12 protein-coding genes are annotated in these 16423 nt (G+C 54.9%); 8 read left to right on the top strand and 4 right to left on the bottom strand.

Annotated elements, in window-relative coordinates:
• Window positions 1–58: 58 nt before the first annotated feature.
• Window positions 59–1459, top strand: a complete 1401-nt coding sequence (locus KR51_RS13430; RefSeq protein ID WP_022608587.1) for a glutamate decarboxylase — start codon at window positions 59–61, stop codon at window positions 1457–1459.
• Window positions 1460–1649: 190 nt separating this feature from the next.
• Here the strand turns inward: KR51_RS13430 and KR51_RS13425 are convergent, their stop codons facing one another.
• Window positions 1650–3356: an FAD-binding domain-containing protein gene (locus KR51_RS13425; protein ID WP_022608586.1), complete on the bottom strand. Its 1707-nt coding sequence runs from the start codon at window positions 3354–3356 to the stop codon at window positions 1650–1652.
• Between the two features lie 1241 nt (window positions 3357–4597).
• Between KR51_RS13425 and grrP the strand changes: the two genes are divergently transcribed.
• The 5 genes from grrP to KR51_RS13395 all read left to right on the top strand — a co-directional run bounded on the left by grrP (window position 4598) and on the right by KR51_RS13395 (window position 10756).
• Complete coding sequence (grrP, locus tag KR51_RS13415) at window positions 4598–5524, top strand: extracellular substrate binding-like orphan protein GrrP (protein ID WP_022608585.1); 927 nt, start codon at window positions 4598–4600, stop codon at window positions 5522–5524.
• A 106-nt stretch (window positions 5525–5630) separates the two neighbouring features.
• A complete protein-coding gene (grrA, locus tag KR51_RS13410) occupies window positions 5631–5990 on the top strand; it encodes a GrrA/OscA1 family cyclophane-containing rSAM-modified RiPP (protein ID WP_022608584.1) in 360 nt (119 codons plus the stop codon).
• 470 nt (window positions 5991–6460) lie between these two features.
• On the top strand, window positions 6461–7675 hold the full coding sequence (gene grrM / locus KR51_RS13405; protein ID WP_022608583.1) for a cyclophane-forming radical SAM/SPASM peptide maturase GrrM/OscB: 1215 nt from the start codon (window positions 6461–6463) through the stop codon (window positions 7673–7675).
• Between the two features lie 805 nt (window positions 7676–8480).
• Window positions 8481–9992: an META domain-containing protein gene (locus KR51_RS17655; protein WP_051358210.1), complete on the top strand. Its 1512-nt coding sequence runs from the start codon at window positions 8481–8483 to the stop codon at window positions 9990–9992.
• Between the two features lie 479 nt (window positions 9993–10471).
• On the top strand, window positions 10472–10756 hold the full coding sequence (locus KR51_RS13395; protein WP_022608579.1) for a hypothetical protein: 285 nt from the start codon (window positions 10472–10474) through the stop codon (window positions 10754–10756).
• A gap of 136 nt (window positions 10757–10892) precedes the next feature.
• Here KR51_RS13395 and KR51_RS13390 read toward each other — a convergent pair whose 3' ends face one another.
• From KR51_RS13390 to KR51_RS13380, 3 genes are all read right to left on the bottom strand, one after another.
• Window positions 10893–11405, bottom strand: a complete 513-nt coding sequence (locus KR51_RS13390; RefSeq protein WP_022608576.1) for a gamma-glutamylcyclotransferase family protein — start codon at window positions 11403–11405, stop codon at window positions 10893–10895.
• A 50-nt stretch (window positions 11406–11455) separates the two neighbouring features.
• Window positions 11456–13459 (bottom strand): cation:proton antiporter, encoded by a 2004-nt coding sequence (locus tag KR51_RS13385; protein WP_022608574.1) that lies wholly within the window; start codon window positions 13457–13459, stop codon window positions 11456–11458.
• Between the two features lie 121 nt (window positions 13460–13580).
• Window positions 13581–14321 (bottom strand): hypothetical protein, encoded by a 741-nt coding sequence (locus KR51_RS13380; protein WP_022608572.1) that lies wholly within the window; start codon window positions 14319–14321, stop codon window positions 13581–13583.
• 233 nt (window positions 14322–14554) lie between these two features.
• Here KR51_RS13380 and KR51_RS17650 point away from each other — a divergent pair, with 233 nt between their 5' ends.
• Entirely contained in the window at window positions 14555–15820 is a 1266-nt protein-coding gene (locus KR51_RS17650) for an ATP-grasp domain-containing protein (protein ID WP_022608570.1), read from the top strand.
• 76 nt (window positions 15821–15896) lie between these two features.
• On the top strand, window positions 15897–16340 hold the full coding sequence (locus KR51_RS13370; protein WP_022608568.1) for a hypothetical protein: 444 nt from the start codon (window positions 15897–15899) through the stop codon (window positions 16338–16340).
• Window positions 16341–16423 lie beyond the last annotated feature (83 nt).

The following is a 16423-nucleotide window of genomic DNA, read 5'->3' as shown; positions in this document are numbered from 1 at the left end:
GGGCTGGCTGCTCTCTAACCCACACCACTTAAACCCTTGTATCCGGAGATTCCAAACCATGCCGCTCTCTTCTAAAAATAAAATCCGCCAGGACTTGGACGATTCCGTATACGCATCGACCGACCTCTCGATTGCGTTACCCAAGTACAAATTCCCCGAGGAAGAACACGATCCTCGCCACGCATATCAGGTGGTCCACGATGAGTTGATGCTCGACGGCAACGCACGCCAAAACCTGGCAACGTTCTGCCAAACCTGGGCTGAGCCAGAAGTCCACAAGCTAATGGACGAGTGCATCGACAAAAACACGATCGACAAGGACGAGTACCCGCAATCAGCAGAACTCGAGGCACGCTGCGTGCACATGCTGGCCGGCCTCTGGAACTCCCCTGACGCCGCCAACACCCTGGGGTGCTCCACCACCGGTTCGAGTGAGGCCGCGATGTTGGGCGGCATGGCGATGAAGTGGCGTTGGCGCGAAAAAATGAAGGCGGCCGGGAAAACCACCGACAAACCCAACATGATCTGCGGACCGGTGCAAATTTGCTGGCACAAATTCGCCCGTTACTGGGATATCGAACTACGCGAAGTTCCGATGGCTAGGGGCCGCTTGCTGCTGACCCCCGAAGAGGTCATCAAGCGCTGCGACGAAAACACCATCGGCGTAGTCCCGACTCTGGGAGTCACCTTCACCTGCGGCTACGAACCGGTCAAAGCCATCAACGACGCTTTAGATAAATTCCAGCAAGAGACGGGATTGGACATTCCGATTCACGTTGACGGCGCGAGCGGTGGTTTCCTCGCCCCCTTCTGCGCGCCCGAGCTGGAATGGGACTTCCGCCTGCCGCGGGTGAAGTCCATCAACACGTCCGGTCACAAGTTCGGTCTGGCTCCCCTCGGAGTCGGTTGGGTCATCTGGCGCGAAGCAGCTGACTTGCCGGAAGATCTAATTTTCAAAGTCAATTATCTGGGCGGTGAGATGGCTGTTTTCGCGTTGAACTTCTCGCGTCCAGGCGGTCAGATCGCCTGCCAGTATTTCAACTTCCTGCGTCTGGGCAAGGAAGGCTACCGCAAGATTCAGACGGCTTGCTACGAAACCGCCCAGTATCTCGCTGAAGAGATTGGCAAAATGGGTCCGTTTGAAATCCTATATGACGGCAATATGAAGACCGGTATTCCTGCTCTTAGCTGGAAAGTCAAGGATGGCTTCGATACCCACGGCTACACACTCTACGATCTCGCCGATCGTCTGCGCAGCCGTGGCTGGCAAGTTCCCGCGTATTCCCTGCCGGCAAACTGTGAGGACATCGTCATCCAGCGCATTCTCGTGCGCCAAGGGGTTAGCCGCGATTTAGCGACACTCTTACTCGAGGACATCAAGCGCTGCCTCGACTATTTCCGCGCTCACCCGGTTATGAATCCGCTGACACCGGAGGAAGGGACCGGCTACCACCACTAATTCCATATACGCTGGATCGCTATCCTAGCCTGGATTATTCATGAACTCTTATGCGGAGACCCTAAAGCTTTTGCCGTGCAAGACTTGCAGACTTTTTCGCTCAATGACAGTGCGTTTCTATACACCTAGATTGGAGCCTCGTCAGAGCAACAGTTTGAGGCCTCGTCAAAATCTTCGTGAATAATCCAGGCTAGCTTTCGTCGGGTTCGACGCGCTCGCGGTCGAGGGTGAGTTCTTGCTGTTCGTAGGTACGTTGATGGTTTTTGTTGCCAGGGAGATAGTTGTCGGCGTTTCCAGGGCGATTCAGGCCGAGGGCAAGTTCTTGTTGTTTGTAGGCGCGGAATTGCTCGTCTTTGGCGGATCGATATTTCTCGGTTATTTCCTTGGCTTTGGCAGCGCGGAGATACTCACTGCTGCTACCGTGCTGCTGGTCGTGCTGAAGACGATCGCGGACGGCTGCACGTAGATCGGAGACGCGCTTGCCATTGATGAGTCGAGTGGCGTTCCAGTCCAAGATTGGGGCGGGATAGTTACATTTGCCGAGATAGCGGCCGGCGAGTAGGTCGGGCAAGCTGTAGCCGCGCAGCTCGGGCACCCAATAGTGCACGAAGCGCAGGTCGGCGTCTTTTTCCTGCAGGTTTTTAGTCGGATTGTAGATGCGGAAGGTCTTGGCTAGCGGATTGGTGATGCCTGCTTGGGCTTGCCACTGCCAGTGGTCGATCGCCAGGTCGCCATCGACGAGGCAGTTCATGTAGTGGAGTGCGCCATGATGCCAGGAAATGCCGCAGTTGATCGTCAGGAACGTGGCACACATTGCCCGCATCCGGAAGTTCGTCCAGCCGATCGCGCGCAGTTGCCGCATGGTGGCATCCACCAAGGGAAAGCCGGTCCGGCCGTTTTGCCAGGCTTGCAAGCGGTTGAGATGTACGTCGGTCGGCAGCGTTTCGGTGTAGCAGTCGTCAAATTCTGGATAAAGGTTGTGGTGGACGCAGTGCGGGTCGAGGTAAAGCCGCTGGGCGGCACTGTCGCGCCAGCGCAGGCGATCGCGGAATTGCTTAAGAGCAAAGGTGGCTTTGGGATTGTCAGCCAGTTCCGCAGCGCGAGCTTTGGTGCGTTGGTAGGCGTCGCGTGTAGAGATCGTGCCCCAGGTCAAGTGGGGCGAAAGGTGAGAGGTCGCCCCACGCTGAGTTAACCACGGATGCGAGATTTTCCAGTGATAGCCTTGGTAGCGGCTTTCCAGAAAGGAACCGAGTGCCGCTTGCGCGCGCGTCTCGCCGCCGCGAAAGAAATCCGTGCCGTTCTCCCACAAGTGGGCGTACTTTTGCTGCAGGTCAGCGAAGCTGAGTTGTGGAATACCGAGTTGCGGGATGTCCAGTGTGAGGGGGTTGGGAGAAACTATGCACTTTGGCGTGGGGTGTTGCGGTTGCCGCAGGTAACTGTAGTATCGATCGCGCCACTCCGATCGCCGATCGCCGTCGGGTTGCAGGAAGTAATTGAGCCCCAAATGTATGGGCAGCTTTTGCTCGCGGTAGAGCCGCGCGATCGCCCGATCGCGATCGACGCCATATGGGACTTGTACGTCGCGATTAAAAAATAAGGCAGGACGGTAGCCTTGGGCTTGCAGTTGTTGCGTCAGTTTTTGCAACACGGCAACGGAGGTGCCGGAGAATATGTAAAGTTGGTTGCCTCGCTCCCGTAGATTCGTATCGAGGTCGGCTAGGGATTCGAAGAGGAACCGCACGCGGTGGGCGCTAATTTCCGGTTGCTCGTAAAACCATGGATCGACGACAAAGCAAGGCAGTACAGGCACGTCACCGATCGCCGCTCTGGCAATCGCTTCGTTGTCGCGCAGGCGCAGGTCGCGCCGGAACCAGACGACGTGGATGGGACCGTTCATGGGGATGCTCCGGACGTTGCTGGATTCGCTGACGCGGGCGCTTTTCAGTCAAGCGATCGCTACTAATTAAATCCTGCCGTTTGCAACTCGCCTGAGACCTGACTCTCCGGGTAGTTGTCGATCGCGCATCAGGGACTTTATGAGAATCCGATAAGGCTTGGCAGCAGCGGCTGGGTTAGCCCATGCGGGTTTGCCAGGATTGCGCCCTCGAGGCTCTCATTCGGCGATCGCAATGGCGTATTCAATTGTCAGAAGCTGGAAGTCCGCCCACAATTTTATTCAGCTCGGCCCTTCTTGACCATGATGTCCGAGCTGTCGATTGTCGAGATCTGGACGGGCAGACGAGCGTCCAGGTGCGAGGAGCTGTCGTCGAGTTTTTGGTTGCATGGCTGGTCTCGCCGATGTTGTTCGGCGAAGCTCAGCGAATGCGCGTTGGCGATCGCGCAGAGCCCTCAGGCTCAGTCCTAAGGCCCGGCCCCTGACCGCTTGCCGATGACCTGGAGACTGCCAAACTGGATGACGAGCCAGTCTATTTATTGTTGAAGCACATGGCCGGATTGGTTCATGAGACTGGAGCCGCTTAGCCCCTTGTCGACGCTTCTCTCGAATCCGAGCCAGGAGTGTTTGCTTACCACTAATGTGGTTCCGGAGAGTAGTTCAGGAGGCTTCGAGCGATCGCGACCAATGGTAGCCGCGCTCACACCAACCCTTTGTAAGAGGGTCCTAGTGCCTCGCGCGGTTCGGCCGAATCTCGGGGAGAGATGGAGTTTGCCTAAGCAAGGACCTCCAGCTGCTCGATCGGCTCATTTTTCTGTAAATTTTGGGTTCGCTGCCAAAAAACCTTTAAGAAGGTGCCCGAAACCACGCAAACGCCACACGAACGCTTGCCAAAGTAGCGTCTAGGTTCTAGAATATCTGCCATTGATGCAGCTTTTCGAATTCGGTACGGCTGCTAAGCATCTTCTTCTCCCAATCTTGAAGGTTTTTCTGTAAGTCCCACGCGATCTAGAGTGGGAGCTATCCAGTTGGTTGGAACTATCGCTCTGACCGTATTCCTCTTAGAGGCAGTTGCACCAGCAAAGGACGGCGGTTCATGCGTAAGGTAGTCTGTAGGCTTTCACGAACGTATTCCAAATTCCACCTTAGGGTTAGAGAATTAGGAAACCGGGCAAGGGCGTTCCCCGCCATCAATACACAATTACCATCCCCAACTCGGATTTAAACATACTGAGGAGTTTGTCATGCTGAGAAAACTATCAGTTGCGGCCTTAACTGGCATATTACTTGCAACTGGATTCGCCGGCACTGCTAGTGCGGAAACGGTTCTGGAAAAAGTTGCCCGCACGGGTGTTCTAACAGTTGGTGCTAGGACCAACCTGATCCCATATTCATACACCGACGGGCAATCCGAGCTCGTAGGCTATTCCCTCGATATCGCCAACCTGATTAGAGATGAGGTGGAGCAGTACCTCGGCAAGGAAATCGTTCTAGATATCGTCGAAGTGGGTAGCTTCAGCGATCGCATTTCCCTACTTCGGGGGAATAGAGGGATCGACATGAGCTGTGGTGTCATCTTTACCTGGGAACGCAATCTGGTTGCCGACTTCTCCATGAGCTACGGAATCGCTAGCACTCGGTTGCTAGTTCGGTCGGTTACCGACCTCGACGATGACACATCACTATCGGCAAAGAAAGTGGGTGTTCCTCCCGGGCCCTTGGTTCGACCTGCCGTAGAGCTGATTTACCCAGATGCGGTCCTGGTTGAAATTGAGACCTACGAAGCCGGGATGGATGCACTGGATAGTGGGGAAATCGATCTTCTAGCCGGCGATAGCATTCTACTCAACGGTTATACGCAACCGAGAGGTGCAGAGAACTACACGTTCTTCTCTAACAATCCGCCCATACGCTATGGCGTTGCCTGTATGACCGACCAAGATAACTCGAGCTTCATGAACTTAGTCGATTACAGCATCGCTCGGTTTATGGACCGCTATATTACCGGCGACCCCGCAGCAGTTGCGATTGTCGAGCGGTGGTTTGGTCCCGAGGGAGTCGTGCCAATTGGAGAAGACAGATTGTCACTTCTTGATGATTTCTTCCGCTTTCAACTACTCACCCGAGCCCAAGTTCCGCCAGATGGCATCGACTTTAGTTTCTCGAATTAGTAGTCCAAATTACGGTTCGGAGTCACCTTCAAAAGCACCTCTGGTTCTAACCAACTGAATACCGTTCCCCATCCCATAGCAACTGAGTTTCTTAGGAGCAAGTTCGTTGAAAATTAGTACGCAAGTAGGTTTGGTCGGCTTCATGATGGCTTTATCCGCACTGACTGCCCAAACCGCAACTGCAGCCGGTGACCTATCCGAACTGCATGCAGATCGCCACGGACAATCAGTGGAGAGTCGCCTAACCCGGCTTTCTGCTGCCCTACGTCAGAGAGAAGGCCAACTGCCCGCATCGACAGCAGCAGAGATAGAACATTTGCAAGCTGGGTGGATCAATGGCGGCGGGTTCGCCAACCGGCGGGTCTGGCCGAACGGATGGCGAGATAGTGGTGGCTTCATTAATAACCGCGATGGCGGCGGCTTCGTGAATAGACGTGGTGGTGGTGGCTTCGTCAACGTTCGTTAGTCATTAGTTCTAGATTAGTTAGTTGGAATGCTCAATAACGATCTGGATGGTCGGTCCTTTAATGGATCGACCAGTTAGGTCTTACCAAGCTGCTACTACCCCCCGTACCCTTCCAGCTCGCAAACAGACCGAGAGGGGTTCAGCTCTATAGATTTGGGTTCACCCGAATCACGGTGCCCTTAGCTAACGGGAGGGTGAATTATCCCAGTCCCAAGGAGCCGCATAAGACTCAGATCGGCTTTGAGTAGGTTGGATAGACGCCCGAGCCGGCAAGTTGATTATGCCAATTGCAGCCAGTTCATAGGATGGCGGGATTGCAGAATTTTCATTAAGAGTTCAACTAGGGGAAGGTTTTATCAACTGTCGCTTTGGCCGGTGGCTTTGCTAACTGCATAGCTGCCAATGTTTTAATCAATCAACGCTTAAGCCGCAATGCCTGTTATCGTATTTTCCCAGATTTTAAATCAATCATGATAGCAAATCGCTCAACTGCTTCGCGATTAGAAGAAGTGGATGCTTCTGATGCCGACCTCGATCTTGATAGTTTCGGACCTATCGGATTGGTGGTGCTCCAGCCAACCTCTTTTTGCAATCTGGATTGTGACTATTGTTATTTGCCCGATCGCCACTTAAAAGAGCGGCTGTCTCTGGATCTAATCGAACCAATATTCAAACGAGTCTTCACCAGTCGCTTTCTCGGGCAAGGCTTCACCATTTGCTGGCATGCAGGCGAACCGCTTGCGGTTCCCATTTCCTATTATGAGTCTGCCTTCGAACGCATTCGGAAAGTCGAGCAACAATTCAAAACCACCGACTGCTTATTTAACCACTCGATTCAGACCAATGGGACGCTGATCGGCCCTGCCTGGTGCAAGTTTCTGAAGCAGCACTCGGTGCACGTAGGTGTCAGTATTGACGGTCCGGCCTTCCTCCACGACGCCCACCGCAAAACCCGTGCTGGTAAAGACAGCCATGCCCTTGCTATGCGCGGAATTAGATATTTACAGGAACACGAGGTCGACTGGAATGTGATTGCAGTCATCACGGAAGACTCGTTGGACTACCCCGAGGAACTCTTCCACTTCTTCGTGGAAAACGGCATCATGGATGTCGGTTTTAACATGGAAGAGACCGAAGGCGTCAATCAATGTTCGTCTTTACAGAAACACGAGATTGAAGACCGCTACCGAGCATTTATCGATCGCTTTTGGGACCTCACAACTCAGACTAACGGAGAATTCAAACTACGCGAGTTCGAATCAATTTGCAGTTTGATCTATTATGACGAGCGGCTTGTCAACACGGATATGAACAACCCCTTCGCGATCGTCAGCGTCGATCGCTTAGGCAACTTTTCCACCTTCGACCCGGAATTACTTTCGGTCAAAACCCAACCTTACGGTGATTTTGTCTTGGGTAACGTTTTAACCGACACCCTGGAGTCTGTCTGCACGACCCAGAAGTTTCAGCAGATCTATCGAGACATGAAGTCAGGTGTCGGCCGCTGTCGTCAGACCTGCGAATATTTTGGCATTTGCGGCGGCGGTGCCGGGAGCAATAAATTCTGGGAAAACGGCTCGTTCGATTCCACCGAGACTCGGGCTTGCAAGTTACGCATTCAGTCGATCGCCGATCTCGTGCTGACAAAGCTAGAGAGTTCGCTGGGGATCGACGCTCGGTCTTAAGGGCAAATAGCCGCCAGACCATTGGGCACGTCAATACACACCCGGTTCCGACGAATGCGTGTAAGTAATGAGTTGGGCGATCGCAGAATCGACGTATGTTGTTGCAACCGATCGTTCAACTCGAAGGGACGGGGGCTAGACGTTAAATAGTCTTCGCTGCGGGTTGATATCCCTACTGAGTTCGTTAGGCGTCACTCAAGAATGCTCCTAGAGACTGTTGCAGCCGCGATCGGATTGGTCGTTCTAAAAAGTTAAGGGGTGTTATCGGGGCGAATGAAATCCCATAACCAGTTTTTGCGAGCGAAACAGACGTTTGGAACAAGCTAAAGTCTTTACCGTCCCTAAGTCTGGCAACGAGGTCGAGAGATATTTGCAGAAGGCGATCGCGACATTATCGAGGATCTAATAGAGTTGGTTCGCACCCTGTAAGTGGTATCCGGGCAATCCCGATAAGAAGTTGCAAAACCTTCGTTGAAGGCTTCGACCACGACTCGGTATTTTATCTTGAATCGCTGGCGGGGCTGGCACGAACTCTGCGGTTCCTGCCGCAATTGCGTTACAAATCTTCAAGTAACCAAAAAATATTGTCAGGCGATCGTTCTGGTTTATGTCGGCTTTGAACGAGCGGCTGGTGCTATTGCCTCGGTCCAGGGGAATTCCATTTGCGGGGACGATGTTGGCGTTGACACTCCCACCTAGTAACAAAACCTACTTGAAGCGCTACTCAGTAACACTGCGAAATTCATAGGATGTACTCATTGAGCCTCTAACAACCATGAACAGAACCTCAGTCAGAATGCCAATCATGGTCTTGTTTGCCACCCTCGGGATTGCTGGGACGGTCGCCTGCAATCGCACTCCGCCTCCCGAGCCGACCGAAAAATCGAGCCCGGCAGAACCCGCCGATGCCGCGATCGCTCCCGTGGAACCACCCGAAGATGCTCAAACTGATGCCTCGATCGTCTATAACCAGACTGCTGAGGGCATTCCAGTAACCACGCTCTATCCCGAGACGATGACCGTCACCTCTAATAGGAGTGGAGACGGGATCGAGATCTTCTTTACCTTCAAACCGCAAGGGAACGCCCTCGACAATGCCGAGGTTGGTATCTTTTTGCCTGAGGGAGCCGCAACTGCAGACGAGATTGAGGCGTTGGTTAGGGGTCCCAACGGTCTGCTGGATAGCAATGGCTGGACGCCTACTGGCGAGGGCGACCTAGCCGAGTTTCCCTATGATTGGGTCGAAATGGCGATCGCCTTCAACACCGAGCGCGAGGAATCCGGCTACGTGCTTCTCGGTCAGGCCGAGGGGCAGGCCATTCAGGCGATCTTGCGCTATCCGACAGCAATGCCCGATGCATATTGGCCTGCAGCGAGGGCGATCTTAGACAACCTAGAGTTCGGCCCCACTTTTCTGGGAGCAGAAGCTTCCGAGCAAAGTGCGATGGCGATTGTCGCTTTAGCAGACACTGAGTGGCGTTTGGTAGAGATCCAATCGATGAGCGAGGAGATCGGGACTATTCGCCCGGACGATCCATCTTTATATATCATGCGTCTCAATGCAGATGGCACGGTCAACATGCGCCTTAACTGCAATCGCGCCAACGGTACCTGGTCTGCCGAACCCAGTGACGACGATTCAAACGGTCGCTTCCAGTTCGGTCCGCTTGCAACCACCAAAGCTCTTTGTCCGGCTCCGAGTCTCGACGAACGGATTGCCGCTGATGCCGGATACATTCGTTCCTATCTCCTCAAAGAGGGCAAGCTTTATCTGAGCTTGTTTGCCGATGGGGGTATCTATGCGTGGGAGCCGATCGACGTAGTGCGCTTCCAGACCGAGCCCGATGCCCAGCTCGAGGCGGCAATTTTGGAGGTGTCGCCCGACTACATCACCGAAATTGGTGAATTCGGCAGCGGTCCCGCTCGCTACATCTATAGTCGGGGTGATTTAAATGGTGACGGCATAGACGAAACACTCGTGCTCCTCATGGGACCTTTTTTCTGCGGCACCGGTGGCTGCAATCTCCTGCTCTTCACCGAAGCTGACGGAGAATACACCCTGGTCAACAACTTCCCAATTAGTCGCGCGCCGCTCATCGTCTCGGCCGAGAAAACGGAGGGATGGAACGACCTCATCCGACTGGAGTCCGGGGGTGGCGTTGAGCCTGCCTACATTAGGCACACCTTTGACGGCGATCGCTACGTTGAGCAGGAGCGCCTGCCGGTGGATCCTGCTCCTGAGGGCAAACAATACCTTGCCGGTGACGTCACCTTCAACAACGGAATTCCTCTAAAGCCACAGAACCGATCGAACTGAAGAGAGGTGAATCCCCCGTACCGTCCAGTAACCGCGAGTAGCACTCAGCGATGACGTCTTTGCAAGGACATCACTTGATCTGGGGACGACTCGCTCTCGCTCGTACCCTCTCCCGGATCGCCTCTCGGTAAGTGCTGTAAGCACTCTATTGCAACCGGACGATTTGGATGCCGCTGTACTCTAGTGCTACCTACGGCCGGAAGTGAAACTCGCAACCGATCTTAGTCTGCTGTAGCGGCGAGATCGTGATTCAACCCGAATGCAACCTGGCTCGTCTAAACTGGTCGTCATACCGCTGGAATTGATGACGCGCGCCTCATTCAGCCTAATGTATGCGAATCAGGAGGTTTGACCATGAGACGGCGCCAACTTCTGCAGTGGAAGAGTTTGATGGCAGCCAGCGCGATCGCTGTTACCCACTCCAACGACCCCAGATACCTATTTCCCTCAGCAACTCAGCGTGTCAGAGACAATTTTCAATGGCGTCACTATCCGGTCGCTTCAGCATCAGCGACCCCGACGTTGTCTACAGCAACACCTTCGAGCTACTTGAAAATAACCATAGACGCTCCACCCTCCATGGCGATCGGCCGATCGATACCGACGCCGACGGGATCTACTTCGAGTTTGCCACCTACCAGGGCATCCGCGTGCGCGCGACAGATCGCGCGTGTACCTTACTCGAGCAGGAATCGTTGAGAACCCCGTCGTCGGCACCGCCGACGCCAGCATCGAAGTCGCTTATCGATTTCAACTTCGCGTAAGCTTTTGAGTTGTTCGACACAACTGCCGTGGCGTTGAGTCTAGTTCGAGCAGAGTTGCACATTCCACCGGCAACTTTTCCGACCAACGTGCTTGAAATCTCTCGCCAACCCAGCAAGTCCTTCGATCCGGACAAAACTATGCCCCTTGGAGGAGTGCGAGATTTCTCTTTCGGCGGTCGACATCCGGGTCATTCACTGCAGAAATCGAGGTTAGCGCGCTTAAGTAGGTGCTTGGCAAACCGTGCTCTCGCGCGCCGGCGAGGACAAAACTCAGGTACCAGTCAAATGGGCGTAGTGAGACATCAATGTGAGTTGCATAATACGTTCCTGCTTCGATCGCGAGCCCTTGGGCGAACAGGCTTACCGTTTTGTATTCGTATCCGCAACCTAATCCTTCTGCGCGATCGAGTACGGACTTCTCAGCACTAGCAATCTCGAACAAGATGCCCCAAACAAAGTCGTCGGGTCGACCGGTCTCGCGGATATCGCATTTTGCCGAGCCGTCGCGCCCGATCTTGTGCCAAGCAAGCCGATGGCCGGGAAGCCGAGCGATCCCAAAAGGCCGTGCCGATGGAGCGCGATCGCGCAGCCGCCGCGTAAACATGTTCGAGCCGTAGGCAAAATAAAGCAGGCGGCGCGACGATACCATCAACCACAAACCTCGAACGTTCTCGGCAATGTTAACAATATCGGCAGCATCTACTGTCGCAGGATCTTGAGGAAGTTTTGATGTTCTTCGGGGCTGCCAACGACTAATAACCGATCGCCTGCTTCTAAATCGATCTCTCCAGTAGGATACTGATAAAAACGTTTGTGCCGATCGATAGCCATGATCGTCGCACCGGTTCGACGGCGAATATTAGCAGCTCCGAGAGTCACGCCTGCTAGTAAGCTATCTGGAGTGACGTTATACCATTCGTGATGTAAGCCCTCAATGGCAAGTTCTAACTCTTTCAAATTCCAGTATTCAGCCCGCTCGGGTAGGATTTCCCGGTAATGGCCGGTACGATAGCGTTGCACCACTTGTTGAACGGCATAAGCAGAGTCTCCTAATTGCAATAGCATGTGAGCTCCCATTTCTAATGCCGCCTCGAACTCAGGTTGAACCACCTCCTGGGCACCTAGCTGATAGAGGGATTCGATCTCGTCTTTGAGATGAGCCCGTACTGTAATGTCTAGGTCTGGGGCAATGCTTAGAGCGCGGTTGAGAGTCAAGCGGGTAGCAACGGGATCGGGAAGCGCGATCGCCATCGCCATCGCCTCGGACAGTTGAGCTTTTTCTAAAACCAACGAGCTTGAGGCATCGCCAAAAAGGTAGGGGATTTGCCTTTCTCGAAGGTGTTGCAATACCGCTTCGTTATTATCGATGACTAGAATGGGATAGCGCTGAAAATAAAACATGCGCACTAGGGTTCGTCCTACGCGCCCGTATCCCACAACAACGACGTGATTCCTTAAGTTTTCTTCTAGCCCAAACGAATAAGGTTCGGGGTTGAGGTTGAACCATCGATTCAACTGTGGCAATCGCTCTAAATATTGAATCAAATATGGAGTCAACTTAAGCGAAAATGGGGTGATTAACAAGGTTGCCGCTGTTGTGCCCAATGCCAGATTGTATAGGTTCGAGGAGAATAACTCTTGACTCCGAGCTACACCGGCTAAGACGAAAGAGAACTCCCCAATTTGGTTTACCCCAAGTCCCACAACAAGGGCGGTTTTTAGAGGATATCCGAAAAGCCGGACGATAGACGCAACCAAACTTGCTTTGCCCACCATCGCGATCGCCACGAGTCCCGCAACGATCCAGGCATTCTGCCAGAGAAAGAGAGGGTCGATCAACAGTCCGATCGAGGCAAAAAAAAGTGTCGCGAATACGTCTCGCATGGGCAACACAAGGTCTAGAGCATGATCCGCGTATTCCACGTTGGAGATTGTCAGCCCCGCCACGAAAGCTCCCATCGCAATACCCAAACCTAAGCGATCGCTGAGCAGAGCAATCCCAAGGCAAATCACCAAAATGCCTAACAGGAAGATTTCTTGGGAACCGCTGAGAGCGAGTTGTCGGACCAGCCACGGAATAACGTATTTCCCTGTAACGAGCGCTCCTATGATAAAAAGCAAGACCTTAAGCGCAGCAACAAGCAAGGCTTGCCCCAACACCTCCGGTGGCTGAGTTAAGGCAGGTAAAATGGCCAACATTAGCCCCAGACTCAGATCTTGCACGACCAGCAACGCTAGCATGATCTGTCCGTGAACTGTCTGCACTTCATTGCGTTCGATGAGGCTCTTCAACACGACCGCTGTTGAAGAAAGCGAGAGCACTGAGCCTAGGAAAATAGCTTTTGGAATCGTGCTGACCCATCCGGTACCGTAGGCTAGCGCACCGCCGAGCATTATTGTCAGGAAGATTTGGAGCGTTCCCCCTCCCAAAGCAATCTTTCGCATGCGGAGGAGTTCTTTCAGGGAAAACTCTACACCCAGGGCGAAGAGCAAAAGGGCTACTCCAACTTCAGCCAGAACTTGAACTTCCTCTTCATCGACTACCCAATGCAAGCCGGCAGGTCCCACGACAATGCCGCCGATGAGATACCCCAACAAAACGGGTTGTCCGAGACGATTAGCAACGTAGCCGGCGATCGTCGCAGATCCCAGCACGGTTACCATGTCAAAAATCAATGTGAGTTCCGAAGATACACTTGCCATGATTCTGCTATCTCGAGGGTGCCGGGCAAAGCAACGTTTCTAAGGTATTCGTGGGACGCTTGAAAACGCACGATACCGTAACAAAAAGACCTTTATAGCTCTCCAAAACCGGTCCTTGGCATCATAATTCGCCGTTTTCGTCGCCTTCATCGGTGGGTGCTAGGAGTGCTTGCAATTCGACATCAAGTCCGAGATCGAGTACGGTTGCTTGTCCAGGTGTGGGGCGCTCGACCGACCTGGCGACGGCGATCTCGCGCTCGAGGCTCCCCCAGACTGGCGAAGATACGATTGGCTCGCGATCGCCCAGTTCGCTCTCTAGGGTGTCCCATAGTTCCGGATTCGCGATGGAAGCTGTTTCCGACGGCGGGGTGCTCAGTTTGCTCAGTTCGCTCTCCAGCAACATCGCAAGCATTCCGTCGGCGCGCGTGAGCTTGCACGGCGGCGGCACCGGTGGCGGTGGCGGCCCAACCTCTGGTGTTGAGGGCTGCTGCTGGGTTACCTGTGGCGGCAACGCGGGCTCGGGCGTGGTTGGAGGCACCAGCGAGGCCTGCGTCTCAGGAGCTGTTGTCGGATAGGCCAGCTGCGGCTCGGCTGCTTGGGGAACGGGCGGAGCAGGTATTGGTGGAGCTGCAACTGCCGGTGCTACCGGAGCTGTTTCCGGTAATGGACTTGCCTCGGGAGCCGCAGTCGGAGGCAGTGGATAATTGGGCGTTGACGGTGGCTGATAATATCCCAGTGGCAGCTGGTGGTAATGGTAAGGCGGGTGCTGGGGGGGCACGCTCTCGTCTGGCTCCGGAACCTCAAACACCGCTCCGAGTTCTCTGCGAATGAAGTCCAGCCCATCTTTAAGCATCTCCAACATATCAATCGGCCCGCGGCAACGGGGTTACTTACGGCCGTCTCGCGACAAGCTAGAGCGCGTGTGCAAAACTGCTGTCATTATCACAATTCTTACGAGCGTCTGGATCCTGATAACGTGGTCGACCCGAGTCACGGCAGTTCGGACTTGGACGCAAACGGCAACCTTGCTGCTCGGGGCAGGGGCTGACACAATCAAAACAATCCGTACTCGCAAGCCCCAACTCTGCGCAAACTGTGGACCTACTTGAATACCAAGCGAAAGAACTCTTCCGCACCGTCGGCATTCCCATCCTGCCGTCCCAGCGTATCGACACAACAGCCGATCTCAAGCGCTTGCAAGTACCTTACCCAGTCGTCCTCAAATCCCAGGTACGTGCCGGCGAGCGCGGACAGGTCGGTGGCATACGACGCGTGGAGAATACGATCGACGCGATCGCGGCCGCACAGGCTATTTTCAATCTGCCGATTCGCGGCGAGCGCCCGCGCGCGCTGCTGGCCGAAGCCCATTACAATGCCGCGCGCGAGCTCTTTCTCTCGGTCGTCGTCGATTGCCGACTCCAACGACCCGTTCTGCTCGGCTCGGCCTGCGGCGGCACCGACCGCGACGCGATCGCCCGCACCCTTCAGCATCTGGTCGTCGAAGGCGAGTTTTCCCCCTACCACGCGCGGCAACTCGCTCTCAAAATGGGGCTAAGCGGACCGCACGTTCATGCGGTCAGCACGATTGTCGAGAAAATGTACTACCTGCTCGCGAGCAAAGACCTCGATCGCGTTGAAATCGACCCACTTGCCATCGGACTCGATGGCGAGGTCATGGCCCTAGACGGCAAAATTCACGTCAACGATAGCGCTCTCGGCCGCCACCGCGACTGGCTAACCGATCTCGACGCGCCGGTTGCCGCCACGGCGTCTCCCTCCCGCCTCGACTGGGACCGTGCCGACGGCCGCGTTGCCATTATCGGGACCAGTCGCGGTCTGGTGCTCGCCGCTCGCGATGCCCTCAGCGAACGCGGAGCCGTTCCGAGCAGTGGATTCCTCCTCGCTCAGGACACAGCGGGCGTCTTGCTCGACGATGCCGATGCGGCCGGCACGATCGCCTGCCAATTCGATGCTGCCCTCAACGAAATTGCTGCCGACGAGGCGATCGCGGTTGTTCTGGTGGTGGCCCTGGGCACCGCACCGGCGCTGACACGACTGGCCGAACAAATTAGCGTGCGATCGCAACCCACAACTGCAGCAACCGCTCGCGGCGGTGAGGAGCGCGTCAACCGTCCCACTGGAGCAGCCTGGCGCTTGCTCCGTCGAGAAACCACAACCGCACGACCGGCTGCCATGCCGCCGCCGATCGTATCGTGCTTGCTGGCCGCTGCGCCAGCGGCCGAGACGACCGTCCCTTTACCCGGAGCGCGATCGCTGGATGCGGCGGTCGCGCGCGCGACCGCGCACCTCAATGCCGGATCTTCAGCGGCCGTTCGCTCGCCGAACGGCTCCGAATCCTAACTCACGATCCCGCCTGCTAGTGGCGATCGCCGTTGCCGATTATTCCCACCTTTACTGTTTGCCGAGGAATTCAGCCATGTTCGAGTCGTTCGCAAACGACCTTGCCAGCGGGTTTGGAGAGTTCGACAGCAATTCCAGTCTCGTTATTTTCATTGCTGCTGGTGTGGGTGGCTTGGTGGGTATTCTGCTGAGCGCGATGGTCTTTGCCCTTTCCGGACAGTCACCACAGCGCCAAGAACGGGAGACGTTCTTGCACGAAAATTTGCATGATATCTATCGCAATACCCTCTTCGCGATCGCGGAAACCATTGGGACTGACTCTCGAGCCGGCGATCGCGCGCAGAAGGTTCGCAGCACGAGCGCGTGGTTGAGCTTGCTTTTGGCCTATCATCCCAACCCCCGCGACAAGCACTACAAAACCCTGACTCAAAAGCTGCCGTTGGTGGATGTACAGCGTCAAAAGCCGTTTTTCGAAGAACTGCGCGAACTGACCATCGACCTCGTCCGCAGTCAGCGGTAAGGCTGGGGAGCAGACGGTAAAGGCGCCTTCACCGCGGAATTGAGCGTGCTTGCTGCTTCGAGTTCGGGGCCTCGTAGTACATC

Source organism: Rubidibacter lacunae KORDI 51-2 (assembly GCF_000473895.1).
In the GTDB taxonomy this organism is placed as follows: Bacteria; Cyanobacteriota; Cyanobacteriia; order Cyanobacteriales; family Rubidibacteraceae; genus Rubidibacter; species Rubidibacter lacunae.
The sequence above is the reverse complement of the archived record's forward strand: the minus strand, read 5'-3'. Positions and strand labels throughout refer to the sequence as shown.

What these genes read in the sequence shown, in the direction of transcription:
- KR51_RS13430 (WP_022608587.1), top strand. Translation starts at nt 59, where the DNA reads ATGCCGCTCTCTTCTAAAAATAAAATCCGCCAGGACTTGGACGATTCC.
- grrM (WP_022608583.1), top strand. Translation starts at nt 6,461, where the DNA reads ATGATAGCAAATCGCTCAACTGCTTCGCGATTAGAAGAAGTGGATGCT.
- KR51_RS17655 (WP_051358210.1), top strand. Translation starts at nt 8,481, where the DNA reads ATGGTCTTGTTTGCCACCCTCGGGATTGCTGGGACGGTCGCCTGCAAT.
- KR51_RS13390 (WP_022608576.1), bottom strand. Translation starts at nt 11,405, where the DNA reads ATGGTATCGTCGCGCCGCCTGCTTTATTTTGCCTACGGCTCGAACATG.
- KR51_RS13425 (WP_022608586.1), bottom strand. Translation starts at nt 3,356, where the DNA reads ATGAACGGTCCCATCCACGTCGTCTGGTTCCGGCGCGACCTGCGCCTG.
- KR51_RS13380 (WP_022608572.1), bottom strand. Translation starts at nt 14,321, where the DNA reads ATGTTGGAGATGCTTAAAGATGGGCTGGACTTCATTCGCAGAGAACTC.
- KR51_RS13395 (WP_022608579.1), top strand. Translation starts at nt 10,472, where the DNA reads ATGGCGTCACTATCCGGTCGCTTCAGCATCAGCGACCCCGACGTTGTC.
- KR51_RS13385 (WP_022608574.1), bottom strand. Translation starts at nt 13,459, where the DNA reads ATGGCAAGTGTATCTTCGGAACTCACATTGATTTTTGACATGGTAACC.
- KR51_RS13370 (WP_022608568.1), top strand. Translation starts at nt 15,897, where the DNA reads ATGTTCGAGTCGTTCGCAAACGACCTTGCCAGCGGGTTTGGAGAGTTC.
- grrP (WP_022608585.1), top strand. Translation starts at nt 4,598, where the DNA reads ATGCTGAGAAAACTATCAGTTGCGGCCTTAACTGGCATATTACTTGCA.